This is a genomic window from Bradyrhizobium sp. RP6, from assembly GCF_003837805.1.
GTDB lineage: Bacteria > Pseudomonadota > Alphaproteobacteria > Rhizobiales > Xanthobacteraceae > Bradyrhizobium.
The window spans coordinates 530,051-546,605 of the sequence record NZ_RQIT01000002.1; the positions used below are offsets into that span (position 1 = coordinate 530,051).

Genomic DNA, 16,555 nt, shown 5'->3' on the forward strand with positions numbered 1-16,555 from the left:
AATCTTCCATATACGGCAATCGCTCTCCGCCCTCGGCGTGCCGGGTGCTCGAGGGGGTCGCCGGCTCGAGCGGATCGGTGACGCCGCCGTGTTCGGCGTCACCAGCACGATCGGAGACTACGCCATCGCGGGCTGCGGTTTGGGCTGCCGCGACAGCGCCAGCACGATCAGCGCGGCGAACACGCACAGCGCGCCTGCAATGAAGAACGCAGGCAGGTAGCTCTCATAGACCGTCCGCGAGAAGCCGGCACCGAACGCTGCAGCGCCCGCGCCGAGCTGATGGCCGGCGAAGATCCAGCCGAACACCAGATTGGCGCGCTCGGGTCCGAATTTTTGCGCGGTGAGGCGTACCGTCGGCGGCACCGTGGCGATCCAGTCGAGACCATAGAACATTGCGAAGACGGAGAGCCCGTAGAACGAGAAATCGCTGAACGGCAGGAAGATCAGGGAGAGCCCGCGCAGGCCGTAATACCAGAACAGGAGCCAGCGATTGTCGTAGCGGTCCGACAGCCAGCCCGACATGATGGTGCCGAAGAAGTCGAAGATGCCCATCGCAGCCAGCAGGCTCGCCGCCTGCACCTGCGGGATGCCGAAATCGAGGCACATCGGAATCAGGTGCACCTGGACGAGGCCGTTGGTCGAAGCGCCGCAGACGAAGAAGGTCGCGAACAGGATCCAGAACGCCGTCGATTTCGAGGCATCGCGCAGCGTGCCGAGCGCAACGCCCGTGATCGTGCCGTGGCTGACCGACGGGGCCGGCAGGGGCTCACTACCTTCATCGCCGAACGGGCGCAGGCCGACGTCGCTCGGCCGGTCGCGCATCACCAGCAGCACGGCGATCGCGGACACGCCGAGCGCGACGCAGACGAAGCCGAGTGCGAGCCGCCAGCCGTAATGGTCGGTGAGGCTTGCCAAAAGCGGCAGGAACACGAGCTGGCCGGTGGCGACGCTCGCGGTCATGATGCCGACGACGAGGCCGCGTCTTGCTGCGAACCAGCGCGTGGCAATGGTCGCGCCGAGCACCAGCGCGGTCATGCCGGTGCCGATCCCGATCACCACGCCCCACAGGGCGACGAGCTGCCAGACCTCGGTCATGCCAAGCGAGAGCACCAGTGCCGAGACCACGATCAGCTGGGCGGCGAGCGTGACGTTGCGCAGCCCGTAGCGGTTGAGCAGGGCGGCCGCGAACGGCGCCATGAGCCCGAACAGGATGAAGCGGATCGACAACGCGGAGGAGATTTCCGCCGTGCTCCAGCCGAACTCCTTCTGAAGCGGCACGATGAACACACCTGGCGCGCCGACCGTGCCGGCGCTGATCAGCGCGGCGAGAAAGGTCACACCGACCATCACCCAGCCGTAGTGAATGTTGCGGCGGGAAAGCGTTGCCGCGAGCCAGCTCGAAATCATTGGGCCTCAATCTTGGTTGGCGAGCCCCGGAGGACTCGCGTCATCGTTACACTCTGGCACAGGCGAGGGAAGTCTGAAATGACAGACTTCCCTTAATTTCGGCCATGACGGACGGTTAGTGCGCCGGCCGCTCCACCGCGATCGCAGTGGCTTCGCCGCCGCCGATGCAGAGCGCGGCAATACCGCGTCTGAGGTTCTGCGCCTCGAGCGCATGCAGCAGCGTGACGATCAGCCGCGCGCCGGTGGCACCGATCGGATGGCCGAGCGCGCAGGCGCCGCCATTGATGTTCAGCTTCTCGCGGGGAATGCCGAGATCGCGCTGCGCCGCCATGGCCACCACGGCGAACGCCTCGTTGATCTCGAACAGGTCGACATCGGAGGCAGCCCAGCCGACCTTGTCGAGCAGCTTGCGGATCGCCGGAATCGGCGCCGTGGTGAACCATTGCGGCTCCTGGCTGTGAGTGGCGTGGCCCTTGATCTGGGCAAGAACAGGCAGGCCGCCCCGATCGGCGAGCGAGCGCTTCGTCAGCACGAGCGCAGCGGCGCCGTCGGCGTTGGCGGAGGAGGCCGCCGGCGTGATGGTGCCGTTGGCGCGGAACGCGGGCTTCAACCCGGGAATCTTGGCGGGGTCAACCTTCAGCGGATGCTCGTCATTGGCGATGACGCGCGGGCCGGCCTTTTCGGTCAACGTGACCGGCGCGATCTCGGCCTTGAATGCGCCGTTCTCGACCGCCTTGCGCGCGCGGCTCAGCGTCTCCATGGCATAGGCGTCCTGGTCCTTGCGGGTGAACTGATAGGCTTCCGCCGTCGCCTCGCCGAAATCGCCCATGGAGCGGCCGGTCTCGTAGGCGTCCTCCAGCCCGTCCATCATCATGTGGTCGATGATGCGGTCATGACCGACGCGATAGCCGCCGCGCGCCTTGGCGAGCAGATACGGCGCGTTGCTCATGCTCTCCATGCCGCCGGAGACGACAATCTCCGCCGAGCCCGCGCGGATGATATCGTGCGCCAGCATGGTCGCCTTCATGCCGGAGCCGCAGACCTTGTTCACCGTGGTCGCGCCGGTGGCATCGGGCAGACCGGCGCTGCGAGCCGCCTGGCGCGCCGGCGCCTGGCCTTGTCCGGCCGGCAGCACGCAGCCCATGAAGACCTCGTCGATCTTTTCGGGGGCGAGCTTGGCGCGCTCCAACGCCGCGCCGATCACGTGCGATCCAAGCTTGTGGGCGGGGAGCGGCGACAATTCGCCCATGAAGCGGCCGAGCGGGGTGCGGGCGGCGGAGACGATGACGACGGGATCGGCGGCTTGAGCCATGACGGAACTCCCTGCAGTGACGGGTAAGATTATGGTCATCATATGATGCGACGCAAAAAATGCAACCGCGCCAGGGATGAGAAAATGTCGTGGTTCAGATGAGATTTGGTCGTGGGACGACTTCCTCGTCCGTGTCCCGGACGCGGCGCGACGTGCAACGTTGCGACGCAGAGCCGGGACCCAGATTCGCGCCGACCTCATCGGTGCATGGGCCCCGGCTCAGCAGCGCGCCCGCCAAGGGGGCGCTGCGCTGCGTCTGCGGCGCGGAAACCTGCGCCTACCGCTTCCGGTTCACAAACGCGCCCATCAGCCGCGTCGGCTCGTCGGTCAGGAACGATTCGCCGAACACCTTGACGCTCAGATTCACCGACTCCGTCAGCGGAAGTTCCTCCCATTGCCGCAGCAGTGCCTTCTGCGATCGCAGCGCCTCGGGGCCACATTCGAGCAGCGCCTTCACGGTGTGCTCGATCACGGCATCGAGCTCGCCGTCCGGCGCGACCTTGTCGATCAGTCCCCAAGCCAGCGCGGTCGGAGCGTCGATGTTCTCCGCCGTCATCACCAGCCAGCGCGCGCGGGCCCAGCCGATCAGGCGCGGCAAGAGGGCGGCATGAATCACCGAGGGAATGCCGACGCGTACCTCCGGCATGCCGAAATGCGCATCATGCGCGGAAATGCGGAAGTCGCAGGCCGCGGCCACTTCGAGCCCGCCGCCGAGGCACCAGCCGGGCATCCGTGCGATCACCGGGGCAGGGAATTTGCGCACGGCCTCGCAGAGATCGCGCAGGCGGCTGATGAAGGCTTCGGCGGATCTCTGGTCGAGCTTGGCCATCTCCTTGATGTCTGCGCCGCCGATCATGCTCTTCTCGCTCTGGCCGCGCAGCACCACGACCCGAATGCTGCGGTCGGACGCGAGTTTCTGGAGGCCTTCGCGCACGGCATCGGTGACGGGCGAGCCGAGAATGTTGAGCGGGCCGGCGTTGCAGATGGCAACATGAACGATGCCGCGCGTATCGCGCGTCACGCCGCAGTGGTTGTTAAGCATTTCCATCGGGGCATCTCGAAGCTTTCGTGGACGCGTGCGAGGCGCACTGGTCGGGATCACTTCCGGGCCGAAACGCCCGGCTTGTCAAGCAGGCCCGCGCGACCGAGTTGCCAGCGCGAAGTCCGTGGCATAGTATGACACATGTCATTCAATGAGGTGGTCATGACCGACATCGATCAAATCGCCCTGTTTTCGCCGGCGCAGCGGCGGGAGCGCGTGGTGGACTGGCAGGTGCCGGCGCCGGTCGCGAAAGCGGCGATGGGCCTGTCGGGCATGGACGCCATGCTGGGCATTCGCGACGGCCGGCTGCCGCCGCCGCCTTTCGCGAAGCTGATCGGGTTCATCATGGCCGTTGTCGAGCCGGGCCGGATCGTCATGGAACTGGAGCCGCGCGAAGATCTCGAAAATACCATCGGCCTCCTGCACGGCGCGACCGCAGCGGCGCTGCTCGATACCGCCATGGGATGCGCGATCTCGACCCGGTTGGAAGCGGGGGAGAGTTCGGTGACGCTCGACCTGAAACTGACGTTCCTGCGCCCGCTGTCGGTTCGTTCCGGGCTGATCTCGGCCGAAGGCAAGGTCATCAAGCTGGGACGCCAGACCAGCTACACCGAAGGTTTCGTCCGCGACGGGAAGGGAGCCCTGGCGGTGCATGCAACTGCAACCTTCTCCATGATAGGCAACAACTTAACATGAATTAATGCACCGTAAGGTCGACTTCCGTGCTATGAGATGATCTCCGACATCCAATGAGACCAGCATGCGCTATTCCCCGGAACACAAGCAGGAAACCCACGACCGCATCGTGAAGAAGGCCTCCGTGCGGCTGCGCGAGAAGGGTGCCCACGGCATCGGCGTCGCCGATCTCATGAAGGAGGCGGGCCTGACCCATGGCGGTTTCTACGCGCATTTCGATTCCCGCGAGGCGCTGGTGATCGAGGCCTTTGGCTATGCCATGGACCGCTCGATGGAGCACTGGCGCAAGCTCACCGGCGAGGCCGCTCCTGAAAAGCGGCTGGCGCTGGTCGCGGAAAGCTATCTCTCCACGCTGCATCGCGACAATCCCGGCCATGGCTGCTCGATTCCCGCGCTGGGCGCCGAGATCGCCCGCGAGAGCCCGAAGACTCGCAAGGCCTTTGCCGGCAAGCTCGACCAGATGATCGAGATGATGACCGACTATGTCCCGAACATGCCGCGCAAGGCCGCGCGCAAGCAGGCGATCGCGACGCTGGCGACCATGGTCGGCACCATGCTGCTGGCGCGCATCGCGGGATCGAACGAATTGTCGGACGAGGTGCTGAAGGCAGGCCGCGACAGCGCGCTCGGGGGTTTGAAGCGCGAGCCGAAGTCGCCTGCTGCGAAGAAGGTGAAGCAGAGTTAGGCCGAGCTCGGCAGTGGCGTTCACCGTCCCGCAGCAAACAGCGTCCGCTCGCGCTCGACGATCTCGCTGATGTAGTCCGCCACTGCCCTGATCCGAGCGAGGTCCTTGCTGTCGGCGTGCATCAGCATCCAGAATGTCCGCATGATCGAGATGTCGTCCGGCAACACCGGAACGAGCTGCGGATGATCGCTCGCCATGAAATGCGGCAGTACCGCAATGCCGAAGCCCGAGAGCGTAGCATTGAGCTGCGCGATCAGATTGGCGCTGCGAAAGCGCGCGGAAATCCGCGGCGACACCTGCGGCAGATAGTCGAGCTCCGGCGTGAACAGCAGCTCCTCGATGTAACCGACGAAGCGGTGCTGCAGCAGGTCTTGCCGTGAGGAGATCTTCGGAAAGCGGTCGAGATAGGCTGGCGCGGCGTAGAGGCCGAGGCGATAATCCAGCAGCTTGCGGCCGACGATGCGGCCTTCCTTCGGCATGGTCAGGCTGATTGCGATGTCGGCCTCGCGCTTGGAGAGACTGAACAGCCGCGCAGTAGCTACAAGTTGCAGATCGAGATCGGGATAGCGGTCGGCGAACGGCGCCAGCCGTGGCGCCAGGAAGGCGGTGCCGAAGCCATCAGGCGCGCCGATCCGCACCGTGCCGGTCAGCCGCGCCACGGAGCCGCCGACCTGCTCCTGGTTGGCGACGATGGTCGATTCCATCGCTTCCGCGCTGTCGGCGACGCGCTGGCCGGCCTCGGTGAGGAGGTAGCCGGTCTTGCGGCGGTCAAACAGCTTGGCCGAAAGGTGCTTTTCCAGCCGATCGACGCGGCGGATCACCGTGGCATGGTCGACGCCGAGCTGTTTTGCCGCAGCCGAGACCGAGCCGCCCCGCACGATGGCCAGCACGAAGCGAAAGTCGTCCCAGTCGATAGCGCCTTGATCCAGCATTTTCGCACATCTATGGTGCATTATCTCAGACTTGAATCCTATAAAATGCAGGTCGATAGGATTTGTCAAAGCGACCACGCTCGGCCTGAAGGAGACCATTCCATGCGTTCAATCGGACATTTCATCGGTGGCAAGGAGGTGAAGGGCACCTCGGGCCGCACTGCCGACGTCTTCGAGCCGATGACCGGTGACGTCCAGGCCAAGGTGGCACTGGCGGCCAAGGCCGAAGTCCGCGCCGCCGTCGAGAACGCGCGCGCGGCACAGCCCGAATGGGCCGCGACCAACCCGCAGCGCCGCGCTCGCGTCATGATGAAGTTCGTCGAGCTGGTGCAGCGCGACTACGACAAGCTCGCCGAGTTGCTCGCGCGCGAGCACGGCAAGACCGTTCCCGACGCCAAGGGCGACATCCAGCGCGGCCTCGAGGTCGCGGAATTCGCCTGCGGCATTCCGCATCTGATGAAGGGCGAGTACACCGAAGGCGCCGGCCCCGGCATCGACATCTATTCGATGCGCCAGCCGCTCGGCGTCGTCGCCGGCATCACGCCGTTCAATTTCCCGGCGATGATCCCGATGTGGAAGTTCGCGCCGGCGATCGCCTGCGGCAACGCCTTCATCCTCAAGCCGTCGGAGCGCGATCCTGGCGTGCCGATGCTGCTCGCTGAACTCATGATGGAAGCGGGCCTGCCGGCCGGCATCCTCAACGTCGTCAACGGCGACAAGGAGGCGGTCGACGCCATCCTCGACGATCCCGATATCAAGGCCATCGGCTTCGTCGGCTCGACCCCGATCGCGCAGTACATCTATGAGCGCGCCGCGCAGACCGGCAAGCGCTGCCAGTGCTTCGGCGGCGCCAAGAACCACGCCATCGTCATGCCCGACGCGGACATGGACCAGGCCGTCGACGCGCTGATCGGCGCCGGCTACGGCTCCGCCGGCGAGCGCTGCATGGCCGTTTCGGTCGCTGTTCCCGTCGGCAAGTCGACCGCCGACCGCCTGATGGAGAAGCTGATCCCGCGCGTCGAATCCTTGAAGATCGGCACCTCGATCGATCCGTCGGCCGACTACGGTCCGCTCGTGACCCGCGAGGCGGTCGAGAAGGTCAAGAGCTACATCGACATCGGCATCAAGGAAGGCGCGACACTCGCCGTCGACGGCCGCGGCTTCAAGATGCAGGGCTATGAGAACGGCTTCTATCTCGGCGGTTCGCTGTTCGACAACGTCACCAAGGACATGCGGATCTACAAGGAAGAGATCTTCGGCCCTGTGCTCTCGGTGGTGCGCGCGCACGACTACAAGGAAGCGCTGGCGCTGCCGTCGGACCATGACTACGGCAACGGCGTTGCCATCTTCACCCGCGATGGCGACGCAGCGCGCGACTTCGCGGCCAAGGTGAACGTCGGCATGGTCGGCATCAACGTGCCGATCCCGGTTCCGATCGCCTATTACACCTTCGGCGGCTGGAAGAAGTCGGGCTTCGGCGATCTCAACCAGCACGGCCCGGATTCGATCCGCTTCTACACCAAGACCAAGACGGTGACCTCGCGCTGGCCGTCCGGTGTCAAGGAGGGTGCGGAGTTCTCGATCCCGCTGATGAAGTAAGGCTGTAGCCCAGCCCGTCATTGCGAGCGCAGCGAAGCAATCCAGACTTTCTCCTCGGATACACTGGATTGCTTCGTCGCTGCGCTCTTCGCAATGACGAGAATAGTGAGCAGCCGGCATGCAGTTCGCTCTGAACGAGGATCAGATCGCGGTTCGCGACATGGCGTTGGCGTTTGCGGCCGAAAAGATCGCGCCGCATGCGCTGCGCTGGGATGAGGAGAAGCACTTTCCCGTCGACGTCATGCGCGAAGCTGCCACGCTCGGCATGGGCGGCATCTATATCCGCGACGATGTCGGTGGCTCCGCCATGACGCGGTTCGACGCGGCGCTGATCTTCGAGGCGCTGGCGACGGGTTGCCCGACCACCTCGGCCTTCATCTCCATCCACAACATGGCGAGCTGGATGATCGATGCCTTCGGCAGCGACACCCAGCGCCACATGTGGTTGCCAAAGCTCTGCACCATGGAGCTGATCGCGAGCTACTGCCTGACCGAGCCGGGCGCGGGCTCCGATGCGGCGGCCTTGCGCACCCGCGCGGTGCGCGACGGCGACTATTACGTCCTCAATGGCCAGAAGCAATTCATCTCCGGCGCCGGCGGCACCGATCTCCTGGTCGTGATGGTCAGGACCGGCGGCGACGGCCCCGGCGGCATCTCGACTCTCGTCATCGAGGGCAAGACGCCGGGCGTCGCCTTTGGCGCCAACGAGCGCAAGATGGGCTGGAATGCGCAGCCGACCCGCGCCGTCATGTTCGAAAACGCCCGCGTGCCCGTCGCCAATCGGCTCAACGAGGAGGGCACAGGCTTCAAGATCGCGATGGCCGGTCTCGACGGCGGCCGCCTCAACATCACGGCGTGTTCTCTTGGCGGTGCCCAAACTGCGCTCGACAAGTCGCGTGCCTACATGAAGGAGCGCAAGGCGTTCGGAAAGCGGCTGGACGAGTTCCAGGCGCTGCAATTTCGCCTCGCCGACATGGCGATCGAACTCGAGGCCGCCCGCACCTTCCTGTGGCGCGCCGCTGCGGCGCTTGATCGGAAGGACCCCGATGCCACCATGCTCTGCGCGATGGCCAAGCGTTTCGGCACCGATGTCGGCTTCGAGGTCGCCAACCACGCGCTCCAGCTTCACGGCGGCTACGGCTACCTCAGCGAGTACGGCATCGAGAAGATCGTGCGCGATCTGCGCGTGCACCAGATCCTCGAAGGCACCAACGAAATCATGCGGCTCATCGTGGCGCGCAAGCTGATCGAGGGCGCGCGATGACGGCAGTGGAAGAGGGCGATCTGGTCGCCCGCGTCGAGGGGGCGGCCGGCATCATCCGGCTCAACCGTCCCAAGGCCATCAACGCCGTGACGCTGGAGATGTTTCGCGACATCGAGAAGGCGCTCGACCGCTTTGAGGCCGATCCGTCCGTCGCCGTGATCGTGCTGGAAGGCGCCGGCGAGCGCGGCCTGTGCGCCGGCGGGGACATTCGCACGCTCTGGGAAAGCTCGAAGGCTGGTGGCGACCTCGGCAAGATCCTGTGGCGCGAGGAATACATCCTCAATGCCCGGATCAAGAAGTTTTCGAAGCCCTATGTCGCCTTCATGGACGGTATCGTGATGGGCGGCGGCGTCGGTTTGTCGGCTCATGCCAGCCACCGCGTCGTCACGGATCGCACCAAGCTGGCGATGCCCGAGGTCGGGCTTGGATTCTTCCCCGATGTCGGCGGCACTTATTTGCTGTCGCGCTCGCCGGGCGAGATCGGCACCTATTTCGGCCTGACTGGCCAGACCATGAACGGTCCGGATGCCATCCACGCGAAGTTCGCGGACTGGGTGGTGCCGGCCGCGAAACTCCCGGAGCTGCGCGAGGCGCTGACGAGGGTTAGTTCCGGAGCGACCGCGGCCGAGGTCGCCAAGCTGATCGAGGCCTTTGCGACCGACGAGATCGCCGGGCCGGTGGCCGCGAAGCAGGCGATGATCGACGCGCTGTTCGGCTTCGACCGCATGGAGGACATTTTCGCGGCACTGAAACGTGACGGCTCCGAATTCGCACAGGCGACGCTGAAGACGCTCAACGAAAAGTCGCCGCGCGGCATGGTGGTGACGCTGAAACTGCTGCGGCTCGCGCGGACCACGTCGACTCTGGAAGAGTGCCTGGTGCGGGAATACCGTGCCGCGCTGGAAGTCTTCCACAGCGATGATTTCCGCGAGGGCGTGCGCGCCGCCGTGATCGACAAGGACCGCAATCCGACCTGGTCGCCGCCGCGGATCGAGGATGTGACGCCGGAAATGCTTGCGCCGTATCTCGCCGAGATCGGCGCCGACGAGCTGAAGTTCAATTAATCAACACTGCAGCGGAGGAAACGACAATGGCCACGATCGCATTCATTGGTCTGGGCAACATGGGCGGCCCGATGGCCGCCAATCTGGTCAAGGCCGGCCACAAGGTGGTGGCGTTCGACCTCGTCGAGGCCTCCCGCAATCAGGCCAAGGCCGACGGCGCCAGCATCGCCGACAGCGCCGCGGGTGCGGTGAAGGGCGCCGATGTCGTCGTCACCATGCTCCCCGCAGGCAAGCACGTGCTCGGTGTCTGGAACGAGGTCGTGCCCGTCATGACCAGGGGCGCGCTGATCATTGACTCCTCTACCATCGACGTCGAAAGCGCGAGGGCCGCGCACGCGCTGGCTAACAAGAACGGTGTGCTTTCGGTCGACGCGCCGGTCTCCGGCGGGACCGGCGGCGCCAAGGGCGCCACGCTCACCTTCATGTGCGGCGGCGAGGAGAAGGCGTTCGCAGCCGCGAAGCCCGTGCTGGAGAACATGGGCAAGAAGATCGTCCATTGCGGCGGTGCCGGCGCGGGGCAGGCGGCCAAGATCTGCAACAACATGATCCTCGGCATTTCCATGATCGCGGTGAGCGAAGCGTTCGCGCTCGGCGAAAAGCTCGGGCTCTCGCACCAGGCGCTGTTCGACGTCGCCTCGACCTCGTCCGGCCAGTGCTGGTCGCTGACGACCTATTGCCCGGTTCCGGGCCCGGTGCCGACCTCGCCCGCGAACAACGACTACAAGCCGGGCTTTGCTTCGGCGCTGATGGTGAAGGATCTGACCCTGGCGCAGGACGCCGCGAAGGCGGCCGGTGCGGCGACGCCGCTCGGCAAACATGCGCAGGAGATTTATCAATCTTTCGACGCAGCCGGGCAGGGCGGGGTGGATTTTTCCGGAATTATCAAGCACGTTAGGAGTCTGGCCGGGAAAGCTTGATGACGACATTCCAGGAAGCGCGCGCGTTTCTGCTAAAGCACCGCACGGATTACGAGGCAGCAGTCAGAGGTTTCCGCTGGCCCGATCCGGTTGCGTTCAACTGGGCGCTCGACTGGTTCGACGCCGAGCTGGCGGCGAACAGCAAGGACCGTCCCGCGCTCTGGATCGTCGATGCCGCCCAGGACAAGCAGACGAAGCTGTCCTTCGCGGCGCTGTCGCGCCGCTCCAACCAGGTCGCGAACTTTCTCCGTGCGCAGGGCTTGAAGCGCGGCGATCATCTCCTGCTGCTGCTCGGCAATGTGGTTCCGTTGTGGGAGACCATGCTGGCGGCGATGAAGCTCGGCGTCGTCGTCATTCCAGCGACGACGCTGCTCACCGCCGACGAGCTGCGCGACCGGCTTGATCGCGGCAGGGCGAGGGCGGTGGTGGCCGCCGAGGATCAGGTGGCGAAGTTTGCAAGCCTCGGCACCGAGAATGTCGTTCGCATCGTGGTCGGCGCGGCTTCCGATGGTTGGCTGGCCTATGATCAGGCGGCGAACGCCTCGGAGAGCTTCGCGCCTGACGGTCCGACCAATGCCGACGACCCGATGCTGCTCTATTTTACCTCGGGCACGACCGCAAAACCAAAGCTGGTGCGGCACAGCCAGCGCAGCTATCCGGTCGGCCATCTCTCGACCATGTACTGGATCGGTCTGAAACCCGGCGATATCCATCTCAATATATCGTCGCCCGGCTGGGCCAAGCACGCCTGGAGCTGTTTCTTCGCGCCGTGGAATGCCGGCGCGACCGTGTTCGTGGTCAACCAGCCGCGTTTCGATGCCAAGGCGCTGCTCGCCACCATCGGTCGCTGCGGCGTCACCACGCTGTGTGCGCCGCCGACCGTATGGCGGCTGTTCATCCAGGAGAACCTTGCATCGTTCAACGTGGCCTTGCGCGAGGTCTGCGGCGCCGGCGAACCGTTGAACCCTGAAGTGATCGACCAGGTGCGGGCGGCCTGGGGCCTCACCATCCGTGACGGATACGGGCAGACCGAAACCACGGCGCTCGCCGGCAACTCGCCAGGCCAGAAGATCAAGGTCGGCTCGATGGGCCGGCCGCTGCCGGGCTATCGCGTCCAGATCAGCGATGCCGACGGCAATCCCGCAAAGGAGGGCGAGGTCACGCTGGTGCTCGGGACTGAGCGCCCGGCCGGCCTGATGCAAGGCTATCAGGGCGACAATGGCGAGTTGCTGGGCGCCGAAGGCGAGCTCTATCGCAGCGGCGACGTCGTGTTCGAGGACGACGAGGGCTATCTCACCTTCGTCGGCCGCTCCGACGACGTCTTCAAGTCGTCGGATTACCGCATCAGTCCGTTCGAGCTCGAGAGTGTGCTGATGGAGCATGAGCTGATCGCGGAAGCTGCGGTGGTCCCGAGCCCGGATCCGATCCGGCTCGCCATTCCCAAGGCCTTCGTGCTGCTGACGTCGGGCGCGGAACGTTCATCCGAAACGGCACTCTCCATCTTCAGGCATCTGCACACGCGCCTCGCGCCATTCAAACGCATCCGCCGTCTCGAAATCGTCGCCGAGCTGCCGAAGACGATCTCTGGAAAAATCCGTCGGGTCCAGCTACGACGGCTGGAACGCGACAATGATCGCGACGATCCGCTGCGCGGCCGGGAATTCCGCGAGGAGGATTTTCCGGAGCTGGCAAAGACACGGAGCGAGACCTAAGTGAACGAAGTCTGGAAGAAGCCGCCGATTACGCTTCAGGCCTATCAGGCCATGGTCGGCAAGGAAATCGGCGTGTCCTCATGGCACCTGATCGACCAACCCCGTATCGACACCTATGCCGACGTGATCGAGGATCACCAGTTCATCCATGTCGACCCTGAAAGAGCCAAGAACGAAACCGCTTTCGGCACCACCATCGCGCACGGTTTCCTGACGATGTCACTGCTGTCGATCATGTCCTACGAGGTGATGCCTGTCATCGCCGGCACCACGATGGGCGTGAACTACGGCTTCGACAGACTGCGCTTCATCTCCCCGGTCCGGTCAGGCAAGCGCGTGCGCGGCCGCTTCGTGCTGGCGGAGGCCAAGCTGCGCAAGCCCAACGAGCTACAGTCCCGTACCAACGTCACGGTGGAGATCGAGGGCGAGGACAAGCCGGCGCTGGTCGCCGAATGGCTTGGGTTGATCTATTTCGCGTAAGTCCCAGGCCGTCGTTGCCGGGCTTGACCCGGCAACCCATCGCTGCTCAAAAGCCTGACGATTTTGATGGATGGCCGGGTCAAGCCCGGCCATGACGGGCTAACATCTGGGAAATGCACTCATGGCAATCAGGTTCGACGGACGCGTCGCTATCGTCACCGGCGCGGGCAATGGTCTCGGCAAGGCGCACGCGCTGGGATTGGCCAGCCGCGGCGCCAAGGTCGTGGTCAACGATTTCGGCGGGGCGCGTGACGGCAGCGGCGGCTCGCTATCGCCGGCCGAAGCTGTGGTCGAGGAGATCCGCAAAGCCGGCGGCATCGCGATGGCCGACGGCGCGGACGTGTCGAATTTCGAGCAGGTCACCGCCATGGTCGAGCGCGCCACCAAGGAGTGGGGGAGCGTCGATCTCCTGTGCGCCAATGCCGGCATTTTGCGCGACAAGTCGTTCGGCAAGATGGAGGTGGCCGATTTCCAGAAGGTGCTCGACGTGCACCTCGTCGGCACCTTTTATTGCTGCAAGGCGGCCTGGGCCGGTATGCGCGACCGCAATTACGGCCGCATCGTGCTGACGACGTCGTCGTCCGGCCTCTACGGCAATTTCGGCCAGGCCAATTACGGTGCGGCCAAGTCCGGCATGGTCGGCCTGATGAACGTGCTCGCCGAGGAAGGCCGCAAGAACAACATCCGCGTCAACATCATCTCCCCGACCGCGGCGACGCGCATGACCGAAGAGCTGCTGCCGCCACAGGCGCTGCAACTGATGAAGCCGAACGCGATCACCCCGGCGGTCGAGTATATGCTCAGCGAGGACGCGCCCACCCGCACCATCATGGGCGCCGGCGCCGGGTCCTTCGCCGTGATCAAGATCCTGGAGAGCGAAGGCATCAACCTGCCGGAGTCCGAATGGACGCCCGACGCGGTCGCCGCGCATTTCGAAGAGATCAGCGACATGTCGAAGGCGAAAGCGCTGCAAGGCGCGTTCGAGCAGACGCAGAAATACGTCGCACAGGCCGCCGCACGGGCGGGGATCAAGCTCTGACGGCCGTCGCCGTCATCGGCGCCGGCCCTGCCGGGCTGATGGCGGCGGAGATGCTGGCGCAGGACGGCGTCCGCGTCGCCGTCTATGACGCCATGCCGTCGGCGGGCCGTAAATTCCTAATGGCCGGCCGCGGCGGGCTCAATCTCACCCACAGCGAGCCGCTGCCGCAGTTCATCACGCGCTATCGTGAGGCGGCACCGAAGCTGCAAGCGGCGATCGAGGCATTCCCGCCGGCCGCGCTGCGCGCCTGGAGCGAGGCACTGGGCGAGGCGACCTTCGTCGGCACCAGCGGGCGGGTGTTCCCGAAAGCGTTCAAGGCCTCGCCCTTGCTGCGCGCCTGGCTGCGGCGGCTCGATGCCGCCGGCGTGCGCTTTGCTTTTCGTCATCGCTGGATCGGCTGGGACGAGCACGGCCGCTTGCTGTTTCGCACCGGCGACGGCGAACGGTCGATCGAGGCCAGGGCAGTGGTGCTCGCCCTCGGCGGCGCAAGCTGGCCGCGGCTCGGATCGGACGGCGGCTGGGTCGATCTTCTCGCCGCAAAGGGCATTGCCGTCTCGATGCTGCGGCCCGCCAATTCCGCCTTTAAGGTCGCTTGGTCCGATGTGTTTCGCGACCGTTTCGAGGGCCAGCCGCTCAAGGGCGTGGCGCTGACGATCGATGCACACACGGTGCGCGGCGAGGCGATGATTACGCGCAGCGGCATCGAAGGCGGTGCGATCTACGCGCTGTCGGCCGAGCTGCGCGAGGCGGTGCTGGGTCTCGGGCAGGCGACGCTAATGATCGCGCTGCGGCCGGATCTTGCCGTCGCCGATCTGGCGACGCGCCTGTCGGGTACGCGCGGCAAGCAATCGCTGGCCAACTTCCTGCGCAAGGCGGCGCAATTGTCGCCGGTCGGAATCGGCCTGATGCAGGAGGCCGCCATCGCGTCCGGCCGGCCGCTGGCATCGCTCTCGCCGGCCGAGCTCGCGCGCCTGATCAATGCAGTTCCGGTTCGGCTCACTGGCGTTGCCCCGATTGATCGGGCGATCTCGACAGCGGGCGGAATAACTTTTGACGAGCTGGACGATCGCTTCATGCTGCGCAAATTGTCGGGCGTGTTCGCTGCCGGCGAGATGCTGGACTGGGAAGCGCCGACCGGCGGCTATCTGCTGCAGGCCTCGTTCGCGACTGGGGCTGCCGCGGGCAGAGGCATGTTGGACTGGCTAAAGAGATAACCACCGTCATTGCGAGCGCAGCGAAGCAATCCAGAGTTTCTGCATGGAAAGATTCTGGATTGCTTCGTCGCAAGAGCTCCTCGCAATGACGGTCGTGAAAAGAACGTGCCCGCTACCGCAGCTTCCCCCGCGCCGCGACCGGCAGCGTGCCGATGATCTCCTCGCCGCGCACCATCACCACTTCGTCCATCATGTTGACGACGACGCAGACATGGTTCGGCACGATGCGGACGACATCGCCGACATTGGGCCGCGTGTTGCTGCGGGACAGATCGAGAAAACCGTGCTCCTCGGCGAACTTCGCGATTTTCGCTTCGGGATGCTCCAGGATCAGGCCGTGGCCGTCGAGGCCGCCGGTATCTGTGGTCAGCGTCTTCGAGCCGGCGTCGAGGATGCCGCGCTCGGGCGCGGCGCGGCTCACCACGGTCGAATAGATGTGCAGCGCGCAATCGTCCCAGGTCGCCGAGCCCGCGGCCACCTGCATGCGGTCGTTGTAGATGTAGGTGCCGAAGCGATGCTCGGTGCCGCCCTTGAGCTTGCCGATATTGACGAGATTCGGCGTGCCGCCGGTCGAGACGATCTTGGCATCGAGCCCGTGCGCCCGGACGCCCGCCAGCGCCTCGTCATAAAATTTCTGCGCCTCGGTCCAGCCGGTCTCAGTAGGGTAGAGCATGAAGCCGGCGAATTCGAGCCCCTTGGACGAGGCGATCTCACGCGCCAGCGCAATCGCCTCGGCCGGCGTCTCGACACCCGCGCGCTTGCGGCCGGTGTCGCATTCGACGACGACCGAAAGCGGGCGGCCTGACGCCGCCGCAGCCTTCGGCAGCCCGGCGACGACGGTCGAATTGTCGGCGGCCACCGTCATGTTGGCCTTCGCCTGCAACGCGCCGAGTCGCGCCATCTTCTCCTCGCCGAGCAGGTTGTAGCTGATCAGGATGTCGTCGATGCCGGCATTGGCCATGATCTCGGCTTCGCCGAGCTTCTGGCACGTGATGCCCTTCGCACCGGCCGCGACCTGCATCTTGGCGATCGTCGGATTCTTGTGCGTCTTGATGTGGGGGCGGTTGGCGATGCCGGCGTCGTCGCAGGCCTTCTGGATGCGTGCGATGTTGCGCTCGACCCGGTCCATGTCGATGACGGCGCAGGGCGTGCCGTATTCGCGGGCGATCCTGGCGGCAAGAGTTGTTGTCAT

The 16,555-nt window shown here is 65.3% G+C and carries 15 protein-coding genes; 10 read left to right on the plus strand and 5 right to left on the minus strand.

Annotated features, from left to right (window positions below; all coding sequences use genetic code 11):
• Positions 1-117: 117 nt before the first annotated feature.
• The 3 genes from EHH60_RS07355 to EHH60_RS07365 form a co-directional block, all read right to left on the minus strand.
• On the minus strand, positions 118-1,407 hold the full coding sequence (locus tag EHH60_RS07355) for an MFS transporter (RefSeq protein WP_124158787.1): 1,290 nt from the start codon (positions 1,405-1,407) through the stop codon (positions 118-120).
• Between the two features lie 115 nt (positions 1,408-1,522).
• Positions 1,523-2,719 (minus strand): acetyl-CoA C-acyltransferase, encoded by a 1,197-nt coding sequence (locus EHH60_RS07360; RefSeq protein WP_124158788.1) that lies wholly within the window; start codon positions 2,717-2,719, stop codon positions 1,523-1,525.
• A gap of 277 nt (positions 2,720-2,996) precedes the next feature.
• Entirely contained in the window at positions 2,997-3,767 is a 771-nt protein-coding gene (locus tag EHH60_RS07365) for an enoyl-CoA hydratase (RefSeq protein WP_124158789.1), read from the minus strand.
• A gap of 156 nt (positions 3,768-3,923) precedes the next feature.
• On the opposite strand from EHH60_RS07365, the gene EHH60_RS07370 reads away from it, so the two are divergent.
• On the plus strand, positions 3,924-4,457 hold the full coding sequence (locus tag EHH60_RS07370; protein WP_199751335.1) for a PaaI family thioesterase: 534 nt from the start codon (positions 3,924-3,926) through the stop codon (positions 4,455-4,457).
• Positions 4,458-4,521: 64 nt separating this feature from the next.
• Positions 4,522-5,142: a TetR/AcrR family transcriptional regulator gene (locus EHH60_RS07375; protein ID WP_124158791.1), complete on the plus strand. Its 621-nt coding sequence runs from the start codon at positions 4,522-4,524 to the stop codon at positions 5,140-5,142.
• Between the two features lie 20 nt (positions 5,143-5,162).
• On the opposite strand, the gene EHH60_RS07380 is transcribed toward EHH60_RS07375, so the two are convergent.
• Positions 5,163-6,074, minus strand: coding sequence for a LysR family transcriptional regulator (locus tag EHH60_RS07380; protein WP_124158792.1), 912 nt, complete (start codon positions 6,072-6,074; stop codon positions 5,163-5,165).
• Between the two features lie 102 nt (positions 6,075-6,176).
• Between EHH60_RS07380 and EHH60_RS07385 the strand changes: the two genes are divergently transcribed.
• The 8 genes from EHH60_RS07385 to EHH60_RS07420 all read left to right on the plus strand — a co-directional run bounded on the left by EHH60_RS07385 (position 6,177) and on the right by EHH60_RS07420 (position 15,363).
• A complete protein-coding gene (locus EHH60_RS07385) occupies positions 6,177-7,673 on the plus strand; it encodes a CoA-acylating methylmalonate-semialdehyde dehydrogenase (protein ID WP_124158793.1) in 1,497 nt (498 codons plus the stop codon).
• A gap of 118 nt (positions 7,674-7,791) precedes the next feature.
• The gene (locus EHH60_RS07390) at positions 7,792-8,937 is read left to right on the plus strand and encodes an isobutyryl-CoA dehydrogenase (protein ID WP_124158794.1); all 1,146 of its coding nucleotides are present in this window, start codon (positions 7,792-7,794) and stop codon (positions 8,935-8,937) included.
• Complete coding sequence (locus tag EHH60_RS07395) at positions 8,934-10,001, plus strand: enoyl-CoA hydratase/isomerase family protein (RefSeq protein WP_124158795.1); 1,068 nt, start codon at positions 8,934-8,936, stop codon at positions 9,999-10,001. The genes EHH60_RS07390 and EHH60_RS07395 overlap by 4 nt, the downstream gene beginning before the upstream one ends.
• Positions 9,911-10,918: a 3-hydroxyisobutyrate dehydrogenase gene (gene mmsB, locus EHH60_RS07400; protein ID WP_502697398.1), complete on the plus strand. Its 1,008-nt coding sequence runs from the start codon at positions 9,911-9,913 to the stop codon at positions 10,916-10,918. The genes EHH60_RS07395 and mmsB overlap by 91 nt, the downstream gene beginning before the upstream one ends.
• A complete protein-coding gene (locus EHH60_RS07405; protein WP_124158797.1) occupies positions 10,918-12,630 on the plus strand; it encodes an AMP-binding protein in 1,713 nt (570 codons plus the stop codon). The genes mmsB and EHH60_RS07405 overlap by 1 nt, the downstream gene beginning before the upstream one ends.
• The gene (locus tag EHH60_RS07410) at positions 12,631-13,110 is read left to right on the plus strand and encodes a MaoC family dehydratase (protein WP_124158798.1); all 480 of its coding nucleotides are present in this window, start codon (positions 12,631-12,633) and stop codon (positions 13,108-13,110) included. It abuts the gene before it with no gap.
• Between the two features lie 121 nt (positions 13,111-13,231).
• Positions 13,232-14,149 (plus strand): SDR family NAD(P)-dependent oxidoreductase, encoded by a 918-nt coding sequence (locus EHH60_RS37970; protein WP_124158799.1) that lies wholly within the window; start codon positions 13,232-13,234, stop codon positions 14,147-14,149.
• Positions 14,146-15,363, plus strand: a complete 1,218-nt coding sequence (locus tag EHH60_RS07420) for a BaiN/RdsA family NAD(P)/FAD-dependent oxidoreductase (RefSeq protein WP_283811810.1) — start codon at positions 14,146-14,148, stop codon at positions 15,361-15,363. Before EHH60_RS37970 ends, EHH60_RS07420 begins: the two co-directional genes overlap by 4 nt.
• A 112-nt stretch (positions 15,364-15,475) precedes the next feature.
• On the opposite strand, the gene EHH60_RS07425 is transcribed toward EHH60_RS07420, so the two are convergent.
• Complete coding sequence (locus EHH60_RS07425; protein WP_124158801.1) at positions 15,476-16,555, minus strand: D-TA family PLP-dependent enzyme; 1,080 nt, start codon at positions 16,553-16,555, stop codon at positions 15,476-15,478.